Genomic DNA, 22,746 nt, shown 5'->3' with positions numbered 1-22,746 from the left:
CTGTTCGTTGCCTGGCCGGATCAGATCTCGTCGATCGACGAGGACTCGAAGCGGCTGGAGATGTTGATGCCGAGCTCTTCCGCCGCGCGGAAGGCCTCATCGTCGGTGTCGCGGAGGTTGACCTCGGTGCCGTCGGCCGAGAGGACCTCGACGTTCAGGCAGAGCGACTGCATCTCCTTCATGAGCACCTTGAACGACTCGGGGATGCCGGGCTCCTGGATGTTCTCGCCCTTGACGATGGCCTCGTAGACCTTCACGCGGCCGACGATGTCGTCGGACTTGATCGTCAGGAGCTCCTGGAGCGCGTACGCGGCGCCGTAGGCCTCGAGGGCCCACACCTCCATCTCACCGAAGCGCTGGCCACCGAACTGCGCCTTACCACCGAGCGGCTGCTGGGTGATCATCGAGTACGGGCCCGTCGAGCGCGCGTGGATCTTGTCGTCGACGAGGTGGTGCAGCTTCAGGATGTACATGTAGCCGACCGAGATCGGAGCCGGGAACGGCTCGCCGGAGCGGCCGTCGAACAGCTTCGTCTTGCCCGAGGAGTCGATGAGACGCTCGCCGTCGCGGGTGAGGTTCGTCGAGTCGAGGAGCCCGGCGATCTCGGACTCGAACGCGCCGTCGAACACGGGCGTCGCGACCTTGGTGCCGGGAGCGGCCTCGCGCGCGACCTCGGGCAGGCGGTCAGCCCACTCGGGGGTTCCCTCGACCTTCCAGCCCTGCGCCGCGATCCATCCGAGGTGCAGCTCGAGCACCTGGCCGAAGTTCATTCGACCGGGGATGCCGAGCGGGTTCAGCACGACGTCGACGGGCGTGCCGTCGGCGAGGAAGGGCATGTCCTCGACGGGGAGGATCTTCGCGATGACACCCTTGTTGCCGTGGCGGCCGGCGAGCTTGTCGCCCTCGGTGATCTTGCGCTTCTGGGCGATGTAGACCACGACGCGGCGGTTGACGCCCGAGCCGAGCTCGTCGTCGCCGTCCTCGGCGTTGAACTCCTTGACCGCGATGATGGTTCCCTGCTCACCGTGGGGCACCTTCAGCGACGTGTCGCGCACCTCGCGGCTCTTCTCGTTGAAGATCGCGCGGAGCAGACGCTCCTCGGCCGACAGCTCGGTCTCACCCTTGGGCGTGACCTTGCCGACGAGGATGTCGCCGGGGCGGACCTCGGCGCCGATGCGGATGATGCCACGCTCGTCGAGGTCCTTCAGCAGGTCGGGCGCGACGTTGGGGAGGTCACGGGTGATCTCCTCCTTGCCGAGCTTGGTGTCGCGGGCGTCGACCTCGTACTCCTCGATGTGGATCGAGGAGAGCGTGTCGTTCTTCACGAGCTCCTGGCTGAGGATGATCGCGTCCTCGAAGTTGTGACCCTCCCACGTCATGAAGGCGACGAGGAGGTTCTTGCCGAGCGCGAGCTCGCCGTTCTCGGTCGCGGGACCGTCGGCGATGACCTCGCCGACCTCGACGCGCTCACCGGCCGAGACCACGACGCGCTGGTTGTACGACGTGCCCTGGTTCGAGCGGTCGAACTTGCGGAGGAAGTAGTCCTGCGTGCCGCCCTCGTCGAGCTGCACGGTGACGACGTCGGCCGAGACCTCGGAGACGACACCGGCCTTCTGAGCGGTGATGACGTCGCCGGCGTCGATCGCGGCGTAGCCCTCCATACCGGTTCCGACCAGCGGCGAGTCGCTGCGCAGCAGCGGCACGGCCTGACGCTGCATGTTCGCACCCATGAGGGCGCGGTTCGCGTCGTCGTGCTCGAGGAACGGGATGAGCGAGGTGGCCACCGACACCATCTGGCGCGGCGAGACGTCCATGTAGCCGATCTCATCGTTGGGGAAGAGGTCGACCTCGCCGCCCTTGCCGCGACGGGCGAGAACGCGGTCGGCCACGAACGAGCCGTCCTTGTTCAGCTCCACACCGGCCTGCGCGACGACGTAGTCGTTCTCCTCGCTGGCGGTGAGGTAGTCGATCTCATCGGTGACCTTGCCGTCGACGACGCGGCGGTACGGGGTCTCGATGAAGCCGAAGGCGTTGATGCGGGCGAACGACGCGAGCGAGCCGATCAGACCGATGTTCGGGCCTTCGGGGGTCTCGATCGGGCACATGCGGCCGTAGTGCGAGGGGTGGACGTCGCGGACCTCGACGCCGGCGCGCTCACGCGACAGACCGCCGGGGCCGAGCGCCGACAGGCGGCGCTTGTGGGTCAGACCCGCGAGCGGGTTGTTCTGGTCCATGAACTGCGACAGCTGCGAGGTTCCGAAGAACTCCTTGATCGCGGCGACGACGGGGCGCACGTTGATCAGGGTCTGCGGCGTGATCGCCTCGATGTCCTGCGTGGTCATGCGCTCGCGGACGACGCGCTCCATGCGCGACAGACCGGTGCGGACCTGGTTCTGGATGAGCTCGCCGACGGCGCGGATACGACGGTTGCCGAAGTTGTCGATGTCGTCGGTGTCGAGGCGGATCTCGGCGGGCTTGCCGTCGCGGATGCCGTCGAACGTCGCGTCGCCGCGGTGCAGACGAACCAGGTACTTGATGGTCGCGACGATGTCGGCGACGGTGAGCACCGACTCCTCGATCGGGGTGTCGAGACCCAGCTTCTGGTTGATCTTGTAGCGGCCGACCTTGGCGAGGTCGTAGCGCTTGGCGTTGAAGTAGAAGTTGTCCAGCAGCGCACGGGCGGCCTCGGCGGCGACCTGCTCGCCCGGACGCAGCTTGCGGTAGATGTCGCGGAGCGCGTCCTCCTTGGTGAGGATCGTGTCCTTCGCGAGGGTCTCCTCGATCGAGTCGTACCCGGCGAACTCGGCCATGATGTCTTCGCTGGTCAGGCCGAGGGCCTTGAGGAAGACGGTGACCGACTGCTTGCGCTTGCGGTCGATGCGGACGCCGACCTGGTCGCGCTTGTCGATCTCGAACTCGAGCCACGCACCGCGCGAGGGGATGACGCGGGCCGAGACGATGTCCTTGTCGGAGGTCTTGTCGGGCGTCTTGTCGAAGTAGACACCGGGCGAGCGCACGAGCTGCGACACGACGACGCGCTCGGTGCCGTTGATGATGAAGGTGCCCTTGCCGGTCTGGAGCGGGAAGTCGCCCATGAAGACCGTCTGGGTCTTGATCTCACCGGTGAGGTGGTTCATGAACTCGGCCTCGACGTAGAGCGGGGCCGCGTAGGTCTTGCCGCGCTCCTTGCACTCCTCGATGGAGTACTTCTCGGGCTCGAGGTAGGGGTTGGTGAACGACAGCTGCATCGTCTCGCCGAGGTCCTCGATGGGCGAGATCTCCTCGAAGATCTCCTCGAGGCCGCTCTGCAGGGCGATGTCGGTGCGGCCGGCGGCCTGCGCCTCGGCGAGGCGCGTCTTCCACGCCTCGTTGCCGACGAGCCAGTCGAAGGACTCCGTCTGCAGCGCGAGCAGGTCGGGGACCGTGAGCTTGTCGGAGATCTTCGCGAACGAGAGACGGGAAGCGCCTCGGCCGTTCTTGGGGGTGGTGGTGGATGCGTTGCTCGCAGCAGCCAAGGGGATTACCTCCGTGGCCCGGGTGGGGCCGGTTCCTTGTCGTCAGGTGGAGTGCTCCCGATCCGAGCTCTCGCGTCTCACGCCGTCGAACAGGCGGAATCGCGCAGAGCACAAGCCGACCACCATATGAGGGCAAGGGGAAGGGAGCGCAAATAACAACTATAGGCGGCGCGACGCGCCATGTCCAGCGGGATCCTTGACGACCCCCGGATGCTGCGGTATAAAAGCGCGCTCGCGGCTCGGAAGGTCAGCTCCAGGTCCAGCTCGAGAGCACGGTGTCGGCCAGCATACGGCGATCCGTTTCCGCCGTCTCGGCCGGCGAGGCGAAGGTGATGACGAAGGTCCGCTCGTCGCGCGTCGCGTAGTACTGGTCGATCAGCGTCTCCACGCCGTCCTGCGCGATGGTCGCCACGAGGTGGGCCGATTCGCTGCCGGCGATGTCGACGCGATCCTCCAGCGCGACGTCGGTGGCTCCGACGGCCTCGAGGCTCGCGGCGCCGTCGGCCTCGACGTCCTCGGGGGTGATGACGCCGGGTGAGACGACGACGCTGATGTACCGGCTCTGCGCATCCGAGGACTCGGTGACGAACAGGTCGACCTGGCCGCCGGTGGGATCCTGCTCGGGAACGGTCCATCCGGCGGGGACGGTGAAGCTGTAGCCGGTCCCCGTCACCGTCTCGGTTCCCGCGATCGTCTCACCGGGCTCCGCTTCGGCCGAGGGGCTGCCGGTGGGCGCGGTGGGGCTCGCGGACGGCGCGGTGCTGCCGGCCGGCTCGTCCGACGCGCCGCCACCCGGCCGGGCATCGCACGCGGCGAGCAGCAGCGCCGCCGAGACGAGGACGGCGGCGATCGGAGTGGCTCGGGAGCGCGTCATGGGTCACACGCTAGGTGAATCCCACGCCCGGGCACTCCCCTTGACAGCGACGAACGCGCCGCCCGCTGCGAGAGCGGGCGGCGCGTCGGCGGAAGAGAAGGTCAGGCCCAGGCCCACGAGGCCAGGACGGCGTCGTAGACCGCGGCACGGTCGGCATCCGTCACCTCGGGGCTGAACGAGAAGGTCACCACGTAGGTCTGGTCGTCGTTCGAGGGGTAGAACTGGTCGACGTTGTACGTCACTCCCTGCTGCGTGACGGCGGCGGTGATGTGGGCGGACTCGGCGCCGGCGATGGAGGTGCGCTCCTGCACGGCGACGTCCGTCGCACCGCCCTGCTCCTCGAGTTCGGCAACACCGAACTCCTCGATGTCGTCGGCCGAGATGGCCTGCGGCGCGGGCGAGAGCACCACGTTGACGTTGTCGGCGAACCCGTCGGCCGAGGCGTCGGTCAGGTTGGCGACGAAGACGTCGACCTGGTCCATCCCGGGCAGCTCCTGGTCGGGGATCGCCCACCCCTCGGGCACCGAGAAGGTGTAGCCGGTTCCGGTGATCGACTCACCCGACGCGGGTTCGACATCGGGTGCGTCCGCGGCGGGCGCGGATGCGGAGGGCGAGGACGAGGACGACGAGCCGGCGTCCCCCGACGCGGCGGTATCGTCCGACTGCCCGCCGCAGCCGGCGAGAAGGAGAGCCGCGGAGACGAGCAGCGCGGCGGACGTGGTGGTCTTGGTGCGAGTCATGGTGTCGACGCTAGGGGAACCGGGCCGGACGAACGCGGTCTTGACAGGGGGAGTTCTCCCCCTTGACGGATCATCGATCGTCGGCGGTGCGGGCTCCACCCGGGATGGGCCGAAGCCGCACCCGTGCACCCGGGAGGGCCTGGGCCAGCCGACTCCGACCGGTCGCCGACACCACCCCCACGACGGGGTACCCGCCCGTGACGGGCGCGTCCACCCCGAAGACGACGGGCTGTCCGGAAGGCGGCACCTGGATCGCACCCGGCACCATGCCCTCGCTCGCGAGCTCATCGAGGCGCGCGCGCTCGAGGTGCGGGCCGTCGAGACGGATGCCGACGCGGTCCGCCGCCGCCGAGACGGCCCAGGTCTCCTCGGCGAGGAGGCGGCGAGACGACGCCGACAGCCAGTCGTCCCGCGGCCCCGGCACGAAGGGGATCTCGAGGGGCGCGGCTTCCGTTCCCAGCTGCGGCGGCCCCCAGGGGTGCAGCGGCAGCGCGGGGACCGGAGCCTCGACGTCGTCACCGACCGGCACGACGTCTCCCGCCTGCAACGGAGCGGGACCGAGCCCGGAGAGCGTGTCGGTGGAACGCGAGCCGAGGACCGGGGCGAGGTCCCAGCCGCCGCGGACGGCGAGGTAGGCACGCGCGCCGCCGAGGAATCCGTCGAGCCGCAGCTCCGTGCCCGCGGGCCATGCATGGACCACATAGGGGTCGCTCGCCCGCCCGCCGATCACGACCGGGGCCCACGCCCCCGTCACCACGACCGACAGGTCGCGCTCGGCCACGGCCCGGAAGCCGCCGACGGCGACCTCGATCGCCGCGGCGCCGCGGCCGTTGCCGAGCAGCCGATTCCCCAGGGCCCACGCCGCGGGGTCGGCGGCACCCGCGACACCGATGCCCGCGGCGGCGCGCCCCGGGCGGCCGCCGTCCTGGAGCGTCGCCTGCACCCCCGGGGAGGCGATGCGGATGCCTCGGAGCGCGGGCACCCGCGCCGGTGCTGGCGCCGGCGCGGGCCGTGCAGCGTCGCGCCGAGCCGCGACGGAGCGGGGACGCAGGGGCTCGAAGCGGACGGGCGCGCCGGGGACGAGGAGCGCCGGCTGCGCGGCATCCGGGTCGAACAGCGCCGCATCCGTCGTCCCGACGAGCTGCCACCCGCCGGGCGTCTCTCGGGGATACGCCCCCGAGAAGACGCCCGCCAGGGCGACCGAGCCCGGCGGCACGCGGGTCCGTGGCGACCGGCGACGCGGGACGTCGAGATCCCACCCCGCCCCGATGAGATAGCCGAACCCCGGGGCGAAGCCCGTGAAGGCGACCGTCCAGTCGGTGGCGGCATGCCGGGCCGCGAGCGCCTCGCGGCTCGAGCCGAACATGGCGGCGAGATCGTCGAGGTCGGCGCCGTCGTAGCGGATCGGCAGCGACACGCGGACCGGCGGCGCCGGTGGGGCACCCGTGCCCGTGACGGACGCGGCGACCCACGCACGCACCGCGTCGAGCGTCACGACCGCACGGTCGACCCGGACGAGCACCGTCGCCGCGGCGGGGACGACGTCGATGACCCCGGGCGGCGACGACGCGGCCAGCCGTGCGTGCAGGGCCATCGCCTCGGCGAGGCCGCCGACCTCCACCAGCACGGCGTCCAGCCCCATCGACAGCATCCTCATGCCGCACCGCCCGGCCCGAGCCGCGCACCGGCCGTCACCACGGCGCGCGCACCTCGATGCCGGCTGCGTCGAGGGCCGACCGCACCGCACGTGCCATCGCCACCGCTCCCGGCGAATCGCCGTGCACGCACAGCGAGACGGCGTCGCTTCGCACCGGCTCGCCCGAGACGGCGAGCACCGTGCCCTCGGTCGCGAGCCTGATCGCCCGCTCGGCGACGACGTCGGGGTCATCGAGCAGTGCGCCGGGGATGCCGCGCGGCACGAGCGAGCCGTCGGCCTCGTACCCGCGGTCGAGGAAGGCCTCGAGACGGAAAGGCAGCCCCGCCTCCGCCGCCGCCTGCGCGATCGCACCGCCGAGTCCCAGTACCGGCAGCGCGCGCCCGAGCTCCGACGAGAGGTCGGCGACGGCGGCTGCGACGGCGCGGGCGGTCGGCTCGTCCTCGCTCGCCGCATGATAGAGCGCGCCGTGCGGCTTGACGTAGCGCACGTCGGCCCCGGCCTCGGCGAGCGCGCGCAGCTGATCGCGCACCTGGCGCCGCAGATCGACCGGGTCGACGGCGATCCGCACCCGGCCGAAGCCGACGCGGTCGAGGTACGAGGGATGCGCCCCGACCGCGACGCCGGCGGCAGCGGCACCCGCGACGGCCGCGCGCATCGAGCCCGGGTCGCCGGCATGGCCGCCGCAGGCGATCGACGCGCTCGTCACGAGCGCGAACATCGCGGCATCATCGGCGGTCGGCGCACCGTCGACGGTCTCACCCAGGTCGGCATTGAGATCCATGCGGCAACGCTAGTCCGCAGCGGGTGGGACCGTGCCGGGTCTGCCGCGCCGGGTCCGCCGCGACAGGGCGGCGAGCGTTACGTCGATGTAACGGGTGGCGTCGACACCGTGCGCTCGGGGCTCGCGCCGGGCAGGATGGGCCAATGGCAGACTTTTCCCCTCCCCTCCTGCGCGTGAGCGACATGGCCGTCGACTTCCGCACTCTCGAGGGCCCGGTGCACGCCGTCGAGGGCGTCGACCTCGAGATCTCCGCCGGCGAGACGGTCGCGATCGTCGGCGAGTCGGGCTCGGGCAAGTCGACCACGGCGATGGCCGTAATCGGACTCCTCCCCGGCAACGGCCGCGTCGTGCGCGGCAGCATCCGCCTCGACGGCGAGGAGCTCGTCGGCGCGCCCGAGAGCGCGCTGCGCCGGATCCGCGGCGGAGCGATCGGGCTCGTGCCGCAGGACCCGATGTCGAACCTCAACCCCGTGTCGAAGATCGGCACGCAGGTCGCCGAGACACTGCTCGCGCACGGCCTCGCCACCCCCAAGGACGTCGACGCCAAGGTCGTGGAGACCCTCGCCGCCGCGGGCCTGCCCGACGCCGCCGAGCGCGCCAAGCAGTACCCGCACGAGTTCTCGGGCGGCATGCGCCAGCGGGCGCTCATCGCGATCGGGCTCGCCTGCAACCCGCGGCTGCTCATCGCCGACGAACCCACGAGCGCGCTCGATGTCACGGTGCAGAAGACGATCCTCGATCAGCTCGGCCGCATGACCGGCGAGCTGGGGACCTCGGTGCTGCTCATCACCCACGACCTCGGCCTCGCTGCGGAACGAGCGGCACGAGTCGTCGTCATGCACCGCGGACGCATCGTCGAGCAGGGCCCCGCCCGCCAGATCCTCGAGGATCCGCAGCAGCCCTACACGCAGGCCCTCGTTCGGGCTGCGCCGTCGGTGGCGGCGGTCCGCCTGCGGCCGGAGGCGTACCGCTCGAGCCCGGCCGCCGCCCCCGCGGCATCCGTCGCCCCCGCGGCATCCGTCACACCCGTCGCCGACTCGCCGGCACAGCGGGAGAACCGGGCACAGCGGGAGAACATCGTCGAGATCGAGAACCTCACGAAGCTCTACAAGATCCGCGGCCGGAAGGACGACTTCGCCGCTGTCCGCGACGTCTCCCTCGCCATCCCGCGGGGCGAGACGGTCGCGATCGTCGGCGAGTCGGGCTCGGGCAAGACGACGACGGCGCGGATGCTGCTGAAGGTGATCGAGCCGACGTCGGGCACGATCCGGTTCGAGGGGCAGGATGTGTCCGGCCTGAAGGGCTCGCCGCTGCGGGAGTTCCGCCAGCGGGTGCAGCCGATCTTCCAGGACCCCTATTCGTCGCTGAACCCCATGTTCACGATCGAGCGCATCATCACCGAGCCCCTCGAGTTCTACCGGCGCGGCACCTCGAAGGACCGCGCCGCGCGGGTGCGAAAGCTGCTCGACGACGTCGCCCTGCCGCAGACGATGCTGCGCCGCTACCCTTCGGAGCTCTCCGGCGGCCAGCGCCAGCGCGTCGCGATCGCCCGGGCGCTCGCCCTCAACCCCGACCTGATCGTCTGCGACGAGCCGGTGTCGGCCCTCGACGTGCTCGTGCAGGACCAGATCCTCACGCTGCTGCGCGACCTGCAGGGCGAGTACGGGCTGAGCTACCTCTTCATCTCGCACGACCTCGCGGTGGTGCGCCTGATCTCGGACTACGTCTGCGTCATGAAGGACGGCGCCCTCGTCGAGGCGGCATCCAGCGAGGAGATCTTCACCAACCCCCGCGATCCGTACACGCGGCGGCTGCTCTCGTCGATCCCCGGCAACGAGCTCGACATCGCCTCCTGAGGCGGCCACCGGCGATACGGTCGTCGGACCGGTGGTGCTGGTGCGGCCTGCGGAGACCGGCGGGGCGACACCAGCCCCACCGGTCCTGCAGGTGTATCGCGCGACACCTCGGCCGGCCGGCCACCCCGGCCACGAGCCTGCGGCTCGGGTCAGCGGGCGCGGGTGCGCGGGTCCATGGCCTCGCGCAGCGACTCCCCGAGCAGCGTGAACCCGAGCGCGGTGATCATGATGCACAGGCCGGGGAGGAACGCCAGCCACGGCGCGATCGCGAGCTCGTTCTGCGCGTAGGTGAGCATGCGGCCCCACTCGGCGGTGGCCGCTCCCCCGCCGCCGAGGCCGAGGAACGACAGCGCGGCGGCGTCGATCACTGCGGTGGCGAGGGTCAGCGTCCCCTGCACGATCACGGGCCCGAGGCTGTTGGGCAGCACGTGGCTCATCGTGATCCTGCCGCGACCGAGGCCGAGGGTCTGCGCCGAGAGGATGTAGTCGGCGCTGCGCTGCTGCAGCATCGAGGCCCGCAGCAGGCGCGCGAAGATCGGCACCTGCGAGGCTCCGATCGCGATCATGATCGCCAGCTGCGACTGCCCCAGGATCGCCGCGATCGAGACGGCGAGCAGCAGGTTGGGGACCGAGAGCAGGATGTCGACGAAGCGCATGACGACCGTGTCGACCCACCCGCCGAACATGCCGGCGATGAGTCCCAGCAGCATGCCGCCGGCGAGGCCGAACGCCGTCGAGATGATGCCGATGAGCAGCGAGGCGCGCGCGCCCCAGATGAGCTTCGACAGCACGTCGCCGCCAAAGCGGTCGAGCCCCAGCGGAAACCCGGGGATCTCGCCGGGGCCGGGGATGTTGGTGGGAGTGACCTCGCGCGCACCCGGGAGGGCCGTCTCGGGGTACGGCGCGAGCCACGGCGCGAGGATCGCCACCAGGACGAAGACCAGGACGATCCCGGCGCCGATCCATGCCACCGGGTTGCGTCGCAGGCGGGCGAAGACGTCGCCCCAGAAGCCGCCTCCGGTGCGGGCCTCGAGCACCTCGTGCTCGGCGGCAGCGGTGGCGGGTCCGCCGCCCGGGGCGGGCGGGAGCGCGTTGGTGCTCATGAGACCCTCACTCTCGGATCGATCAGGCTGTACGAGACATCGACGAGGAGGTTGATGAGCGCGTAGATGACGGCGATGAAGAGGATGAACCCCTGGAGCACCGGGAAGTCGCGGGCGCTGATGGCCCGCGCCAGGAACGAGCCGATGCCCGGGAAGGCGAAGACGGTCTCGGTGAGGATCGCTCCCGCCAGCAGCAGTCCCACTTGCAGGCCGACCGTGGTCGCGACCGGGAGCATGGCGTTGCGCAGGATGAAGCGGCCGCGCAGGGTCCGCCGGGCGATGCCCTTGGCCCGACCGGTGCGCACGTAGTCGGAGTTCTGCACCTCGAGCACCGAGGCGCGCGTGATGCGGACGATGATCGCGAGCGGGATCGTCCCGAGCGCGAGGGCGGGCAGGACGAGGTGCAGCACGGCATCCCAGGCGGCGTCGAACTCGCCCGTGAGCAGACCGTCGAGGACGTAGAAGTTCGTGTAGTGCGTCGCGTCGATGCGCGGGTCCTGGCGGCCGTCCGAGGGCAGCCAGCCCAGCTGCACGGCGAAGACGTACTTCAGCATGAACGCCAGGAAGAACACCGGCACCGTGATGCCCACGAGGCTCAGCACGACGGCGAGGTGATCGCTGATCCTGCCGTGGTGGCGTGCGGCGAGGTATCCGAGCGGAATGCCGATGCCCACCGCGAAGATGAGCGCGGCGACCGAGAGCTCGATGGTGGCGGGGAAGCGCCGGAGGAACTCCTCGACGACGGGGCGACCGGTCTCGATCGACGACCCGAAGTCTCCGGTGAGCAGACGCCCCATGTACGTCGCGTACTGCTCGAGGATGGGCCGGTTGAAGCCGTAGAGCTCGTTGATCCGGGCGATGGCCTCGGGGGTCGCCTTCTCACCGAGAAGGGCGACGGCGGGTCCGCCGGGAAGGGCGCGGACCCAGAGGAAGAGAAGGATGCTGAGCCCGAGGAGCGTGGGGATCAGCAGAAGCAGCCGTTGGCCGATGGTTCGCAGCAATGCGGAATCTTTCGGTCGAGGAGTGCGGGGCGGGCTCGCGCCCGGGGCGGTGGCCCGCCCCGCGGTGATCAGCGGGTCGTCGTCACTCGGTCAGGACGATGTCCGTGAACACCTCGTCGTTGACGGGGCTGGCCGGGTAGCTCTCGACGCGCGGGTCGAAAGCGAGCGTCGGAGCCGGGTGGGCCAGGGGGACGCCCGGGATGAACTCGGCGACCTGCTCGTTGATCTGCTCGTAGAGCGAGGTCTGCTCCTCCAGGTTCGGCACGCCGCGGGCCTCGTTCAGCGCCGCGAACAGCTCGGGGTTGTCGAAGCCCCACTCCGCCGAGGGCGCCCCGAAGAACACGCCGACGAAGTTGTCGGTGTCGTTGTAGTCGCCCGTCCAGCCCAGCAGGTGGATGCCGTGGTCGGGGGTGCCCGTGATCTTGTCGAGGTAGTCGGGGCTCCAGGCATCCGTCTGCGGGGTCAGCTGCACGCCGGCCTCGGTCAGCTGAGTCGAGATGACCGTCGCGATCTGCTCGGGGTCCGGCATGTACGGACGCGAGACGTTGACCGGGTAGTTGAAGGTCAGCGTCAGCGGGTTCGCCTCGGTGTAGCCGGCTTCGGCCAGCAGCGCCTTCGCCCGCTCGGGGTCGTAGTCGTAGGTCGTCACGTCGGGGTTGTAGCCGTTGACGGTGTCGGGCATGAACTGCGTCGCGACCTCGGTGCCCTCGGGCAGGACCTGCGAGATGAGGGCCTCCTTGTCGATGGCGTGCGAGAGGGCCTCACGGACGCGGACGTCCTGCAGCTCGGGCTGCGCCTGGTTGAAGGCGAGGTAGAGGATCGTGAACGGCGGACGCGAGACCATCGTGAAGCCCGCCTCCTCGAGCGCGGCGGTGTCAGCGGGGCCGACGAGGTCGTAGCCGTCGATCGAGCCGGCCTCGAGAGCCTGACGGCGAGCCGTCGGGTCGTCGATGACGCGGAAGATGATCTTGTTGACCTGGCCCGCCTCGCCCCAGTACTCGTCGTAGGCCGAGAGGGTGAGCTCTTCGCCCGGCGCCCACTCGTCGAACTTGTAGGGACCGGTTCCCGTCGGGTGCCCGGCGCCGTACTCCGACAGCGACGGCGCCTCCTCGGTGCCGCCGATCTCGTCGGCGCCGTACTCCTCGAGCGCCGTCGGGCTCTGCATCGCGAAGGCGGGCAGCGACAGCGCCGGGATGAAGCCGGCGAAGGGCTGCTTCAGCTGCACGGTGGCCTCGAGGTCGGAGTCGGCCGTGCAGGAGTCGAACACCGCGGTGTCGGGCGTCTCGACGTACCCGCGGAAGAGCTTGCCGTAGTAGTACGACAGCGCCTCGCTCGCGGCGAGGCCGGTCCAGTTGTACCAGCGGTCGAAGTTGGCGCACACCGCTTCGGCGTTGAACGGCGTGCCGTCGTGGAAGGTCACACCCTCCTTCAGCTGGAAGGTGTGGGTCAGGCCGTCCTCGGACGACTCCCAGCTCTCGGCGAGCAGCGGCGCGGGATCCGCGGTGCCCGGCTCGGTGCCGACGAGACCCTCGAAGATCTGACGCGAGACCCGGAAGGTCTCGCCGTCCTGCGCGAAAGCCGGGTCGAGGCTGGCGGGGTCGGCGGAGGCGGCGAAGACGAACGTGCCGTCGACATCGGTCGCGGCATCCGTCTCGCCGCCACCTCCGCGCTGGCTGGTGCACGCCGAGAGGGCGAGGGCGCCAATGGCGACCGCCGCCAGTCCCGCGAGCGCGCGCTTGCGAGGAGTGGAAAGCATGGGGGTGTCCCTTTCTGAGGTCCGGAGCGGGCCCACCGCGGCGCACTCCGAGGTAATTGCGTTTGAACCTATACGGGCGGGAGCCTCGAAGTCATTACATCGATGTCTCGATCGTGTTTCGACTGCGCGGACCGGCCCTCGCGCTGCCGATAGCGTGGAGCAATGGCACGAGCGCGCGTGGAGGAGTCCGGTCCGCAGGCACGCCTGTCCGACGGCACGATCGCCCGGATCGTGTCGTCCTCGTTCACCTCGGGCTTCGAGCTCGACGTCGACGGCACACCGCAGTCGCACGTCGACCTCGACGATCCGACGCACCTGCACTTCGAGTACATCGCCCGGATGGCGGCCGTGATCGACCGCCTGCGGATGCCGGGCCAGCCGCTCACCGCCGTGCACCTGGGCGCCGGAGCGCTCACGCTGCCGCGCTACATCGCGCACACCAGACCTGGCTCGCGCCAACAGGTGATCGAGCTCGAGCAGCCGCTCGTCGACCTCGTGCGCGAGAGCCTGCCGCTCCCCCGCGGGGCGCAGGTGCGGGTGCGCATCGGCGATGCGCGCGCCGTCGCCGAGAAGCTCCCCCCGGGCCTCACCGGAGCGGCCGATCTCGTCGTCTCCGACGTGTTCGCGGGCGCGCAGACACCCGCGCACCTGACCACGGTGGAGTACTACCGCTCGCTCGCCCGGTTGCTCGCGCCGACCGGCGTGCTCCTCGTCAACGTCGCCGACGGGGCGGGCCTGGCGTTCGCCCGTCGCCAGGTCGCCACCGTGCGGGAGGTGCTCCCCGAGGTGCTGCTGCTCGCCGAGGTGCAGCTGCTGAAGGGCCGCCGGTTCGGCAACATCGTCATCGCGGCATCCGCCGCGCCGCTGCCCTCCGAATGGCTGCCGCGACTCATGGCCGCGGGCCCCTTCCCCGCGAAGGTCGCGCAGGGGGCGGAGATCGACGAGTTCGCACGCGGAGCCCGCGTCGCGACCGACGCCGACGCGACCCCGTCGCCGAAGCCGTCGGCATCCGTGTTCGAGCGCTGACCGGCGCGGCGGGCCGCCCTATCGGCCACGATCCATGAGACTGGGATCCACCGTTCTCGAATCGCGGAGGTGGATGACGGTGGGCTACATCCTCGGGTACGACCCGGACTCACTGCGGGAGATCGTCGACCCGGAACAGTGCGCTGAGCGCCTGGCCGAGATCGGCGAGCAGCGCAGCCTGCCCGCTCTGCTCGAGCGGGTCTGGTTGCTGAAGGTGCTCGACCGCCTCGACGAGGCGCTCGTCCTCGCCGAGCAGGCGGTCCGCGTCGCCCGCATGGGCGGCACCCGTAAGGACCTGCTGCGCGCCCGGGTGCTGCACGCGACGATCCTGCAGCATCGCGGCGCCTTCGCGGCCGCGATCCAGGAGCTGACGACGTGCGCCGAGGAGGCCGAGGGCCAGAACTGGCCGCTCCTCGCCGCCTTCGCGTATCAGCACCGCGGGAAGGTGTCGTACGACGCCCAGGAGTACTCCGACGCCCGCACCGACTTCAAGCGCGCCCTCTTCCTCCGCCAGGAGGGCGGCGCACCCGAGGACCAGCTCGAGTCGACCCTGCTCGCCGTCGACGCCGCCGAACGGCGGCGGTCGCGGCCGAGTGTGGCGAGCTGAGCACCGCGGCCTCCTGTCGCATCCCGCACGTAGCGTCGACGGTATGAGCGATCTCGATCGGGTCCGGGTCTGGGCCGACGCGCTGATCGGAGCGCACCTCGACGACTCGTGGACGTTCCGGTTCGACAACGCCAAGCGCCGCGCCGGGCAGTGCGATTACACGCGCCGGCGCATCAGCGTCTCGCGCTACCTCGCGGCGCGGTTCGATGACGACGAGAACCACCAGACCCTGCTGCACGAGGTCGCCCATGCCATCGCCGGGCCTGCCGCCGGCCACGGTCGCGAGTGGCTCCGCATCGCGCGCGAGCTCGGCTACGTCGGCGGCACGACCCACCGCGGCGAGACGGCGGTCGAGCTGGCACCGTGGGTCGGTCACTGCCCCGCAGGACACGTCGCGTACCGGCACCGGCGCCCGACACGTGCGGCGTCGTGCCGCACGTGCGCCTCGTCGTACGACGAGCGCTACCTCTTCCGCTGGGTGCGCCGCGAGATCTCCCCCGCCGACCGGCGTGCCGCGGCGACTCCACGCTGACCGGTCGCGCTGACTCCTCAGTTCCGGGGGCGGGGCCGGCTGGAGCGCCCGGTTCCGGCTCGTTCCGGGGTGTTTCTGAGAAGTCGCAGCCGGGCCGCGGTGACGACTCCGTCAGGCCGCGGTGAAGACTCCGTCGCGGAGCACCGGGGCGACCGGATCGGCCTCGAGCTGGGCGGCCGCGAGCGTATCGCCGCGGAGTCCGCGCTCGAGCAGCTCCTGGCCCGAACCGCTTGCCGTCAGCAGGTGCCGGACCGCACCGCCGAGGCCCCGGAACGACTCGCACGCCGCAGCAGCCTCGGGCGAGGTGTGGTCGATGCCGAGCTTCGAGAGCGCGTCGACGACGGCGCCCGAGCCCAGCAGGTCCTCGACGGCGAAGCGCAGCTCGGAGCCCTCGTCGGGGCCGCCGAGCTCGCCCGCCGCGATCACCGCGATGCTCGTGCGCGCACCGCGCCGCCGCTGCTCGGCCAGCACGGCGTCGGCCACGGCACCGGCGTTGCGCAGGCAGCCGAGGAAGACGAGCGAACCGGATGCCGCAGCCGCGATCGCCGCGCCGTTGCGCGAGGCCGCGCGCGCCCCCTCGTCCGCGACGTCGTCCAGCGCGACGTCGTCGAGCGCGATGTCGCGCAGCGCGACGTCCTCGCCCGCGGCGACGAGCGCCGACACCGACGAGGAGAACCGCAGCACGTCGACCACGACCACCACGTCGGCGGGCGTCAGGCGGCGCAAACCCGCGACGCCCCAATCGAATCGCACCTGGTAGCGGGACTGGTCGAACGGCGAGGATGCGGCGGGCGACGGCATCCGATCAGCCTACGACGGGGCAGACTGGGCTCATGCGCATCCTCCAGAAGCTCGTGCTCGACTGCGACGCCGACGCCGCCTGGCGTGCACTCCACTCGCCCCGCGCGCTCGCCGAGCTGTACGCGCCGATCATGGGACTCGAGCCCCTCGCCGCCGAGGGGATGCCGACCTCGCTCGAGCCCGGTGCCGACGTTCCCGTGCAGATGTCGGCGTTCGGCATCCGGGTGGGACGGCAGCTGATCCACGTGTCGGACCGCACGGTCGAGGAGCGCGTGCCCGGCGCGACGGATGCGTCGTCCGTGCGGATCCTGCGCGACAGCGGCATCCCGCTCACGGGGCCTCTGTCGGTGCTCGATGTCTGGGACCACCAGATGGCGGTGTCGCCGGCGCCCGGAGACCCGACCCGAACCCTGTGGCGGGAGCGCCTGGTGATCGGGGGGCTGGCCGCCCCGGCGCTGTGGCCGATGCTGTGGGCGACGTGGCAGTGGCGTTCGGCGCGGCTGCGTCAGGTCGCGCCGACCTGGGCCTACGACCCCGCGGACGACGCGTCGGCGTGACCGGGATCGCGGTGCGGCGGGCGGTGCCCGCGGATGCCGCCGCCGTCGCCCGTGTGCACGTGCAGGGATGGCACGAGACCTACACCGGACGCATGCCGCAGAGCATCCTCGACCGGCTCGACCTCGAGCGCCTCACGCGGGTGCGACGGGAACTGCTCGATCGCGAGCGCCTGCTCACCGACCGACGCGCGCCGGCCGACCGGTCCTGGCCGGGCGCCGGTGATGGACGAGGCCACGACCCGGGCCGGACGTGGGTGGCGGTGACGGCCGGCGAGGTCATCGGGTTCGCCGTCAGCGGCGCCTCGCGAGACCACCCTCCCGCGACCGCCCTCGAGCTCTACGCGATCTACGTGCTCGCGGCGCACCACGGCAGCGGGGCGGGGCAGGCGCTGCTGGATGCCGCCGTCGGCGATGCACCCGCGTCGCTCTGGGTGCTCGATGACAACCCGCGCGCCCGGGCGTTCTACGCCCGCAACGGGTTCCGCCCCGATGGCGCCCTCAAGGACGACGCCGGGTGGGGCGAGACCATCAGCGAGGTCCGGCTCGTCCGCCCGTGACGGAGGAGCCGGACCTGCCGGTCGAGCGCTCGCTGTCACTCGGCGAGCGCTGCGACCGGTGAGACCCGGGTCGCCAGACGCGTCGGGACGACGGCGGCGACGAGGGTGAGCACGGCGGTCGCGACGACGACTCCGATGACGGTGATCCAGGGGATGCCCGGGAGCACGAACGTGGGTGCGAGCCACAGCGGCGGGACCCGGACCGATCCGAGGAGCGACTGCGCTGCGGCCCAGCCGTAGGCGACGCCCAGCAGCAGACCGAAGACGACCGAGGTGATCGTGATGTGCGCGGCCTCGAGCAGCACCATCGAGCGCACCTGACGGCCTGTCAGGCCGAGGGCGCGGAGCAGCCCGAGCTCGCGCGTGCGCTGCACGACGCCGATCGTGAGGAGGTTCACCAGCCCGACGGCGGCGATGACGGCGGAGACGCCGACGAGGGCCATCATGACCGAGGTGAAGGTGTCGAGCAGCCGCGCCATGTCGCCCTCGACCTCGCCGCCTCCCGACGCGGCCATCACGCCCTTGACCGACTCCGTGGCCACGGCGAACATCGTGACGAGGGTCACGCCCATCACCACGCCGATCGCCATCCGGCTCGAGCGCTCGGGGTAGCGCAGCGCGTTCTCGGCCGCCAGTCGCGCCGCGGCGGAACGCCCGAAGAGGCGACCGGTCAGCCGCAGCAACGGGGGCATGACGACGGCCGCGCCCAGGCTCAACCCGGTGAACGAGGCGAGGCCGCCGAAGAAGGCGATCACGACCCCGAGGGGTGTGACGAAGCCGACGAGGATGCCGAGGGCCAGGAGCGCCGCCCCGACCGCGAACAGCGACACCGCGGCGACCCGGCGGCGGACGGTCCCCGCGGCCTCGTCGGCCGTCCGCGGCGCCGAGCCCGCGAGGGCCGCGAGCGGGGTGACCTCGAGCACCCGGCGCGATCCGGCCCACGCGGCGACCCAGGTCGTCAGCGCGACGGCGAGGGCCGGTGCGAGCAGAGCAGGCTGCACGACGTCGTAGTCGACATCCAGGCCCCAGGCCCGGGCGGCGAGCTCCTGCAGGCCGACCGCTCCGGCGGTTCCTCCGACGAGTCCGACGACGGCGCCGATCGCGCCGACGGCGAGACCCTGGCGAGCGATCTGCGCGCGCTGCGAGCGCGCGGATGCCCCGATCAGACGCATGAGCGCGATCTGGCGGGTGCGCCCCGCGACGATCGTGGCGAAGGTGTTGGCGGTCACGATCGCCGCCACGTACATCGCGACGGCTACCAGCAGCACGCTGAGGATGCCGACGACGATGACGACGGCCTCGCCCCCGGCGAGGAAGGGGTCGGCCATGAGCCACGCGCCGATGAGTCCGGTCACGGCCACGAGCAGGACGCCGAACCCTCCGGAGATCGCGGCGACGAGCACCGAGGCGCCCATCCCCCGCTCGCGAAGCCAGGCGAGGCGGCCCGAGGCTGCGCTCGCGACGCGTGGTCGCGACGGCGACGGGCCCATCGATGCGGCGCGGGATGCCGTGACGGCGGTCATGCCGACACCTCGGCGGCGAGCATGTGGGCCGAGATCGCCTCGGCGCTCTGCCGGGGCTTGTCGGCGACGATGCGGCCGTCGCCGAGGAAGATCACCCGGTCGGCGTGCGAGGCGGCCACGGGGTCGTGGGTCACCATCGCGATGGACTGTCCGTGGCCGCGGCTCGCGGCGGCCAGCAGGGCGAGGACCTCGCGACCCGAGCGCGAGTCGAGGTTGCCGGTCGGCTCGTCGGCGAAGACGAGGTCGGGCGCCGTGGCGAGTGCACGGGCGATCGCGACGCGCTGCTGCTGCCCGCCCGAGAGCTCGTGAGGGCGGTGCCGCAGGCGCGCGCCGAGCCCGAGGGTGTCGATCAGCCCGTCGATGCGCGAACGCTCGAGCGCCGACGGCGACCGCCCGTCGAGCTCGAACGGGAGGGTGATGTTTCCGAGGACGTCGAGCGTGGGGACCAGGTTGAACGACTGGAACACGAACCCGACCCGTCGACGTCGGAGGATCGTGAGGTCGAGGTCGGACAGGCCCGAGATCTCGGTGTCGCCGATCCATGCGCGCCCGGAGGTCGGGGCGTCCAGCCCGGCCATGATGTGCATGAGGGTCGACTTCCCGGAGCCGGAGGGGCCCATGATGGCCGTGAACTCGGCGCGACGGATGCCGACCGAGACGCCGTCGAGAGCGCGAACGCCCGACTCGCCGGCGCCGTAGGTCTTGGAGAGGTTCTGGACCCGGGCGGCGAGGCCGAGGTCGGTGGTCGAGATCTGCATGTCTTCGACGCTACGAACGCGCCCCGAGCCCCCGCATCCGCCCCGCGTCGCGCCCGCCTACATCTCGCGGATGACTCCCACGACCCGCGAGACCCCACTCTCGCCCCGAGAGCCCGGCGCCAACCCACCGTCTCGGCGCGGAACTGAGGTCTCGCGGGTCAGGGGCGGGGGCGGGGCGTCAGGCGAGGCCGTGCTCGAAGGCGAACACGACCAGCTGCACACGGTCGCGCAGGGCGAGCTTGGCGAGGATGCGGCTGATGTGGGTCTTGACGGTCGCCTCGGAGAGGAACTCGCGCTGGGCGATCTCGGCGTTCGACAACCCGCGCGCGGCGAGGCCGAAGATCTCGCGCTCGCGCTCGGTGAGCTCGCCGAAGGCGGGGGGCACGGGCTTCTGCTCGGGCGCCGAGAACGTCGCGAAGAGCTCTCGCGTGGCCGAGGCGGCGATGACCGACGAGCCCAGGTGCACCGTCCGGATCGCCGCGAGCAGGAACTCGGGGTCGGCGTCCTTCAGCAGGAACCCGCTCGCTCCCTGCCGGATCGCCCGCGCGGCGGCCTCATCCAGGTCGAACGTCGTCAGCATGACAATGCGCGGCGGCGCACCGTCGAAGACCGGATCCTCCAGCAGCTGCGCCGTGGCGGTGAGGCCGTCCATGACCGGCATCCGGATGTCCATGAGCACGACGTCGGGACGCGTCGCGCGAACGACCCCGATCGCCTCGGCGCCGTCGGACGCCTCGCCGACGACCTCGAGATCGGGCTGCGAGGCGATGACCATGCGGATGCCGGCGCGGAAGAGCGACTGGTCGTCGACGAGGACGACCCGGATCGCGCTCACGCCGCGCCGCCGATGGGCAGGGTCGCCGCGACGACGAAGGCGCCGCCAGCCGGCCCCACCTCGATGGTGCCGCCGATGAGCTGAGCGCGCTCGCGCATGCCGATGAGCCCGTGTCCGCCCGAGCGCAACGCGCCGGAGGCCTCGGCCGTCGACGGCGGGAGGGGGTTTCGCACACGCACCTCCACGCGGTCGGGCAACCAGGACAGGAACACGTCAACGCTACCGCCGGCGCCATGGCGCATCGCGTTCGTCAGCGCCTCCTGCAGGATGCGGTACACCGCGATCTGCACGGCGGCGGGGGGTTCGCCCGGGGGCGTGGGGTCGACGTCGACGCGGAGGTCGAGACCGGCTGCGCGCACCTGCGCGTACAGCACCTCGAGCTCGGCGACGGTCGGCTGGGGCCCCTCGCCCTCGCTGTGACGCAGCTGCGTGAGCAGCATCCGTACGTCCGAGAGCGCCGAGCGAGCCGTCGAGGAGATCGTCTGCAGCGACTCCGCGGCGGCAGCGGGGTCGACCGCAGCCGCGTAGCGCGCCCCATCGGCCTGGGCGATGACGACCGCGAGCGAGTGCGCCACGACGTCGTGCATGTCTCGCGCGATGCGGTTGCGTTCGAACTCCGCCGTCGCGCGGGCTTCGGCCCGGCGCTGAGCCTCGGCGTTGCCGCGCGCGCGCAGACCGACCCGGACGAGCGCGCCGACCGTCCACGCCAGGAGCAGACCGAACACCGAGGCGAGGAAGAGCATCGTCCCCGTGACCAGGAAGTACATCAGCTCGTCGCCCGCCGCGGCGACCGAGTACACCGCCGTCGGGATGAGCAGATAGACGGTGATGGCCAGGGCCCCGGCGATCGACGACGCGAACCCGAGCCAGAAGACCCGGTTCGTCCCGTAGGCGGCGCACGTGTAGAGCACCGCGAGGATCGCGATGTCGACCGGCAGCGGCGGCAGCTGCGCCAGCATCTGCAGAATCGCGCCCACCCACGCCAGCGCCAGCGCCACCGGTGGCGAGAGCCGGCGAAGCGCGACCGCCGCGCCGAACGGGAGGATCAGGAGCATCGCGACGATCGCGGACAGGCGGTCGCCCGGGATGCCGGTGCCGACGACGCCGACCCAGGTGAACAGCAGCATGATCGCCGCGAACGCGACCGCCACCGAGATGTCGGTGATGAGCTGATAGCGGCGCAGCGGACGGAACACGCTACGACGGTACGCGAGCGCCGCGGCGGCGGCATCCGTCTCGCGATGTATCCGCTCGCGAGAGGCCCGCGACCTCAGCGCGCGTAGATCCGCAGGCCGTCGGGGATCGCGCGCAGCCGCAGCCGGTAGCCGCCGTCCGGCGTTTCGTCCAGCTCGCCGTCGTGCGCGAACACCGGCGGCGCCTCGCCGGGACGCACCGTCAGCTCGATCTCCGAGACGACGGTGCGTTCGAGGTCGGATGCCGGCGGCATGAGGCGCAGTGCGCGCATGACGGCGAGCGTGCGACGACCGAACGCGAGCGAGGTGACCGCGCGAAGACGCGTTCCCCGGGCGTGATGGATCCGGATGTCGAGGACGGGCTCGTCGAGACTCGCGCGACGCATCATGGCGATGCGGCGGGGATCACCCCGGCCGATGCCGGCGAAGACCGACCACACGACGGCGCGACGGCCGCCGCGGACGATCGTGATGCGGTGGGCGCCGTGGATCCCGCGCCACGCCGCGACGGCGCCGCCCCACCATTTGCCGAGGCTCGTGCGCTTCTCGCGCTCCGCGAGCAGCTCGGGGTAAGCACCCAGCGACACGGCGTTGAGCACGGTCGTCGGCTCGCCGTCGTCGACGGCGACCTCGGCCACCACGACGCTGCGCACAGCGCCCGCCGCGTACGCATCGAGGGCCGCCTCGACGGTCTCGAGGCCCGCGGCGCGGGCGAAGTGGTTGAACGTCCCGCCGGGCAGCACGAGCAGCGTCAGGTCGTGGCGACGGGCCAGGTGCGCGGCGCGGGAGACCGACCCGTCGCCGCCGAGGACGGCGAGCGCGGTTGGCGGCTCGTCGCCTGACATCGCGCGGTCGACGATGTCGTCCATCGTCGCCTCGCCCAGGCTCTCGACGCGCGCCTCGGGCAGGCGCCGCCGGATCTCGGGCATCGGGTCGGGGCGGACGACCGAGGTTCCCGCGCGGGAGTTCGTGACCAGGAGCACGCCGCGCCCGTCTGAAGCGTCTGCGGCGGGTCCGGACGCGGCGGGTCCGGACGCGGCGGATGACGGTGCGGCGAGGTCGGGGGGCATGGTG

General features: G+C 71.7%; 20 protein-coding genes. 6 read left to right on the top strand and 14 right to left on the bottom strand.

Annotated elements, in window-relative coordinates:
- Positions 1-20: 20 nt before the first annotated feature.
- From rpoB to pxpA, 5 genes are all read right to left on the bottom strand, one after another.
- A complete protein-coding gene (gene rpoB, locus ACPYN5_RS08950; RefSeq protein ID WP_424448633.1) occupies positions 21-3,515 on the bottom strand; it encodes a DNA-directed RNA polymerase subunit beta in 3,495 nt (1,164 codons plus the stop codon).
- A 247-nt stretch (positions 3,516-3,762) separates the two neighbouring features.
- Complete coding sequence (locus tag ACPYN5_RS08945) at positions 3,763-4,389, bottom strand: hypothetical protein (RefSeq protein WP_424448632.1); 627 nt, start codon at positions 4,387-4,389, stop codon at positions 3,763-3,765.
- A gap of 101 nt (positions 4,390-4,490) precedes the next feature.
- The gene (locus tag ACPYN5_RS08940; RefSeq protein WP_424448631.1) at positions 4,491-5,129 is read right to left on the bottom strand and encodes a hypothetical protein; all 639 of its coding nucleotides are present in this window, start codon (positions 5,127-5,129) and stop codon (positions 4,491-4,493) included.
- A 70-nt stretch (positions 5,130-5,199) separates the two neighbouring features.
- Positions 5,200-6,786, bottom strand: coding sequence for a carboxyltransferase domain-containing protein (locus ACPYN5_RS08935; RefSeq protein ID WP_424448630.1), 1,587 nt, complete (start codon positions 6,784-6,786; stop codon positions 5,200-5,202).
- Positions 6,787-6,820: 34 nt separating this feature from the next.
- Positions 6,821-7,567, bottom strand: coding sequence for a 5-oxoprolinase subunit PxpA (gene pxpA / locus ACPYN5_RS08930; protein ID WP_424448629.1), 747 nt, complete (start codon positions 7,565-7,567; stop codon positions 6,821-6,823).
- Between the two features lie 143 nt (positions 7,568-7,710).
- On the opposite strand from pxpA, the gene ACPYN5_RS08925 reads away from it, so the two are divergent.
- Positions 7,711-9,423 carry an ABC transporter ATP-binding protein gene (locus ACPYN5_RS08925; RefSeq protein ID WP_424448628.1) on the top strand — a complete coding sequence of 571 codons (1,713 nt, stop codon included), beginning with the start codon at positions 7,711-7,713 and terminating at the stop codon, positions 9,421-9,423.
- A gap of 149 nt (positions 9,424-9,572) precedes the next feature.
- On the opposite strand, the gene ACPYN5_RS08920 is transcribed toward ACPYN5_RS08925, so the two are convergent.
- From ACPYN5_RS08920 to ACPYN5_RS08910, 3 genes are all read right to left on the bottom strand, one after another.
- Positions 9,573-10,526 carry an ABC transporter permease gene (locus tag ACPYN5_RS08920; RefSeq protein ID WP_424448627.1) on the bottom strand — a complete coding sequence of 318 codons (954 nt, stop codon included), beginning with the start codon at positions 10,524-10,526 and terminating at the stop codon, positions 9,573-9,575.
- Positions 10,523-11,527 (bottom strand): ABC transporter permease, encoded by a 1,005-nt coding sequence (locus ACPYN5_RS08915; RefSeq protein ID WP_424448626.1) that lies wholly within the window; start codon positions 11,525-11,527, stop codon positions 10,523-10,525. Before ACPYN5_RS08915 ends, ACPYN5_RS08920 begins: the two co-directional genes overlap by 4 nt.
- An 82-nt stretch (positions 11,528-11,609) precedes the next feature.
- Entirely contained in the window at positions 11,610-13,283 is a 1,674-nt protein-coding gene (locus tag ACPYN5_RS08910) for an ABC transporter substrate-binding protein (protein ID WP_424448625.1), read from the bottom strand.
- 162 nt (positions 13,284-13,445) lie between these two features.
- Between ACPYN5_RS08910 and ACPYN5_RS08905 the strand changes: the two genes are divergently transcribed.
- From ACPYN5_RS08905 to ACPYN5_RS08895, 3 genes are all read left to right on the top strand, one after another.
- Positions 13,446-14,309, top strand: a complete 864-nt coding sequence (locus ACPYN5_RS08905) for a spermidine synthase (RefSeq protein WP_424448624.1) — start codon at positions 13,446-13,448, stop codon at positions 14,307-14,309.
- A gap of 79 nt (positions 14,310-14,388) precedes the next feature.
- Positions 14,389-14,916 (top strand): hypothetical protein, encoded by a 528-nt coding sequence (locus tag ACPYN5_RS08900; RefSeq protein WP_424448696.1) that lies wholly within the window; start codon positions 14,389-14,391, stop codon positions 14,914-14,916.
- 43 nt (positions 14,917-14,959) lie between these two features.
- Positions 14,960-15,448 (top strand): SprT-like domain-containing protein, encoded by a 489-nt coding sequence (locus tag ACPYN5_RS08895; protein ID WP_424448623.1) that lies wholly within the window; start codon positions 14,960-14,962, stop codon positions 15,446-15,448.
- A gap of 111 nt (positions 15,449-15,559) precedes the next feature.
- Here ACPYN5_RS08895 and ACPYN5_RS08890 read toward each other — a convergent pair whose 3' ends face one another.
- A complete protein-coding gene (locus ACPYN5_RS08890) occupies positions 15,560-16,249 on the bottom strand; it encodes a 2-phosphosulfolactate phosphatase (RefSeq protein WP_424448622.1) in 690 nt (229 codons plus the stop codon).
- Positions 16,250-16,281: 32 nt separating this feature from the next.
- On the opposite strand from ACPYN5_RS08890, the gene ACPYN5_RS08885 reads away from it, so the two are divergent.
- Positions 16,282-16,806, top strand: coding sequence for a hypothetical protein (locus tag ACPYN5_RS08885; protein ID WP_424448621.1), 525 nt, complete (start codon positions 16,282-16,284; stop codon positions 16,804-16,806).
- Positions 16,803-17,363 carry a GNAT family N-acetyltransferase gene (locus ACPYN5_RS08880; RefSeq protein WP_424448620.1) on the top strand — a complete coding sequence of 187 codons (561 nt, stop codon included), beginning with the start codon at positions 16,803-16,805 and terminating at the stop codon, positions 17,361-17,363. The genes ACPYN5_RS08885 and ACPYN5_RS08880 overlap by 4 nt, the downstream gene beginning before the upstream one ends.
- 35 nt (positions 17,364-17,398) lie before the next feature.
- Here the strand turns inward: ACPYN5_RS08880 and ACPYN5_RS08875 are convergent, their stop codons facing one another.
- The 5 genes from ACPYN5_RS08875 to ACPYN5_RS08855 form a co-directional block, all read right to left on the bottom strand.
- Complete coding sequence (locus ACPYN5_RS08875; protein ID WP_424448619.1) at positions 17,399-18,886, bottom strand: ABC transporter permease; 1,488 nt, start codon at positions 18,884-18,886, stop codon at positions 17,399-17,401.
- Positions 18,883-19,644, bottom strand: coding sequence for an ABC transporter ATP-binding protein (locus ACPYN5_RS08870; protein ID WP_424448618.1), 762 nt, complete (start codon positions 19,642-19,644; stop codon positions 18,883-18,885). The genes ACPYN5_RS08875 and ACPYN5_RS08870 overlap by 4 nt, the downstream gene beginning before the upstream one ends.
- Positions 19,645-19,822: 178 nt before the next feature.
- Complete coding sequence (locus ACPYN5_RS08865; protein WP_424448617.1) at positions 19,823-20,479, bottom strand: response regulator; 657 nt, start codon at positions 20,477-20,479, stop codon at positions 19,823-19,825.
- A complete protein-coding gene (locus ACPYN5_RS08860; RefSeq protein WP_424448616.1) occupies positions 20,476-21,675 on the bottom strand; it encodes a sensor histidine kinase in 1,200 nt (399 codons plus the stop codon). Before ACPYN5_RS08860 ends, ACPYN5_RS08865 begins: the two co-directional genes overlap by 4 nt.
- 74 nt (positions 21,676-21,749) lie before the next feature.
- On the bottom strand, positions 21,750-22,742 hold the full coding sequence (locus tag ACPYN5_RS08855) for a diacylglycerol/lipid kinase family protein (protein WP_424448615.1): 993 nt from the start codon (positions 22,740-22,742) through the stop codon (positions 21,750-21,752).
- Positions 22,743-22,746 lie beyond the last annotated feature (4 nt).

Origin of the sequence: Microbacterium arborescens (assembly GCF_049707515.1) — a bacterium.
In the GTDB taxonomy this organism is placed as follows: Bacteria; Actinomycetota; Actinomycetes; order Actinomycetales; family Microbacteriaceae; genus Microbacterium; species Microbacterium arborescens_B.
The sequence above is the reverse complement of the archived record's forward strand: the minus strand, read 5'-3'. Positions and strand labels throughout refer to the sequence as shown.

Coding starts and splice junctions, on each gene's coding strand:
- ACPYN5_RS08940 (WP_424448631.1), bottom strand. CDS start 5,129: ATGACTCGCACCAAGACCACCACGTCCGCCGCGCTGCTCGTCTCCGCG.
- ACPYN5_RS08945 (WP_424448632.1), bottom strand. CDS start 4,389: ATGACGCGCTCCCGAGCCACTCCGATCGCCGCCGTCCTCGTCTCGGCG.
- ACPYN5_RS08905 (WP_424448624.1), top strand. CDS start 13,446: ATGGCACGAGCGCGCGTGGAGGAGTCCGGTCCGCAGGCACGCCTGTCC.
- ACPYN5_RS08895 (WP_424448623.1), top strand. CDS start 14,960: ATGAGCGATCTCGATCGGGTCCGGGTCTGGGCCGACGCGCTGATCGGA.
- ACPYN5_RS08875 (WP_424448619.1), bottom strand. CDS start 18,886: ATGACCGCCGTCACGGCATCCCGCGCCGCATCGATGGGCCCGTCGCCG.
- ACPYN5_RS08920 (WP_424448627.1), bottom strand. CDS start 10,526: ATGAGCACCAACGCGCTCCCGCCCGCCCCGGGCGGCGGACCCGCCACC.
- pxpA (WP_424448629.1), bottom strand. CDS start 7,567: ATGGATCTCAATGCCGACCTGGGTGAGACCGTCGACGGTGCGCCGACC.
- ACPYN5_RS08855 (WP_424448615.1), bottom strand. CDS start 22,742: ATGCCCCCCGACCTCGCCGCACCGTCATCCGCCGCGTCCGGACCCGCC.
- ACPYN5_RS08890 (WP_424448622.1), bottom strand. CDS start 16,249: ATGCCGTCGCCCGCCGCATCCTCGCCGTTCGACCAGTCCCGCTACCAG.
- ACPYN5_RS08885 (WP_424448621.1), top strand. CDS start 16,282: ATGCGCATCCTCCAGAAGCTCGTGCTCGACTGCGACGCCGACGCCGCC.
- ACPYN5_RS08910 (WP_424448625.1), bottom strand. CDS start 13,283: ATGCTTTCCACTCCTCGCAAGCGCGCGCTCGCGGGACTGGCGGCGGTC.
- ACPYN5_RS08870 (WP_424448618.1), bottom strand. CDS start 19,644: ATGCAGATCTCGACCACCGACCTCGGCCTCGCCGCCCGGGTCCAGAAC.
- ACPYN5_RS08925 (WP_424448628.1), top strand. CDS start 7,711: ATGGCAGACTTTTCCCCTCCCCTCCTGCGCGTGAGCGACATGGCCGTC.
- ACPYN5_RS08935 (WP_424448630.1), bottom strand. CDS start 6,786: ATGAGGATGCTGTCGATGGGGCTGGACGCCGTGCTGGTGGAGGTCGGC.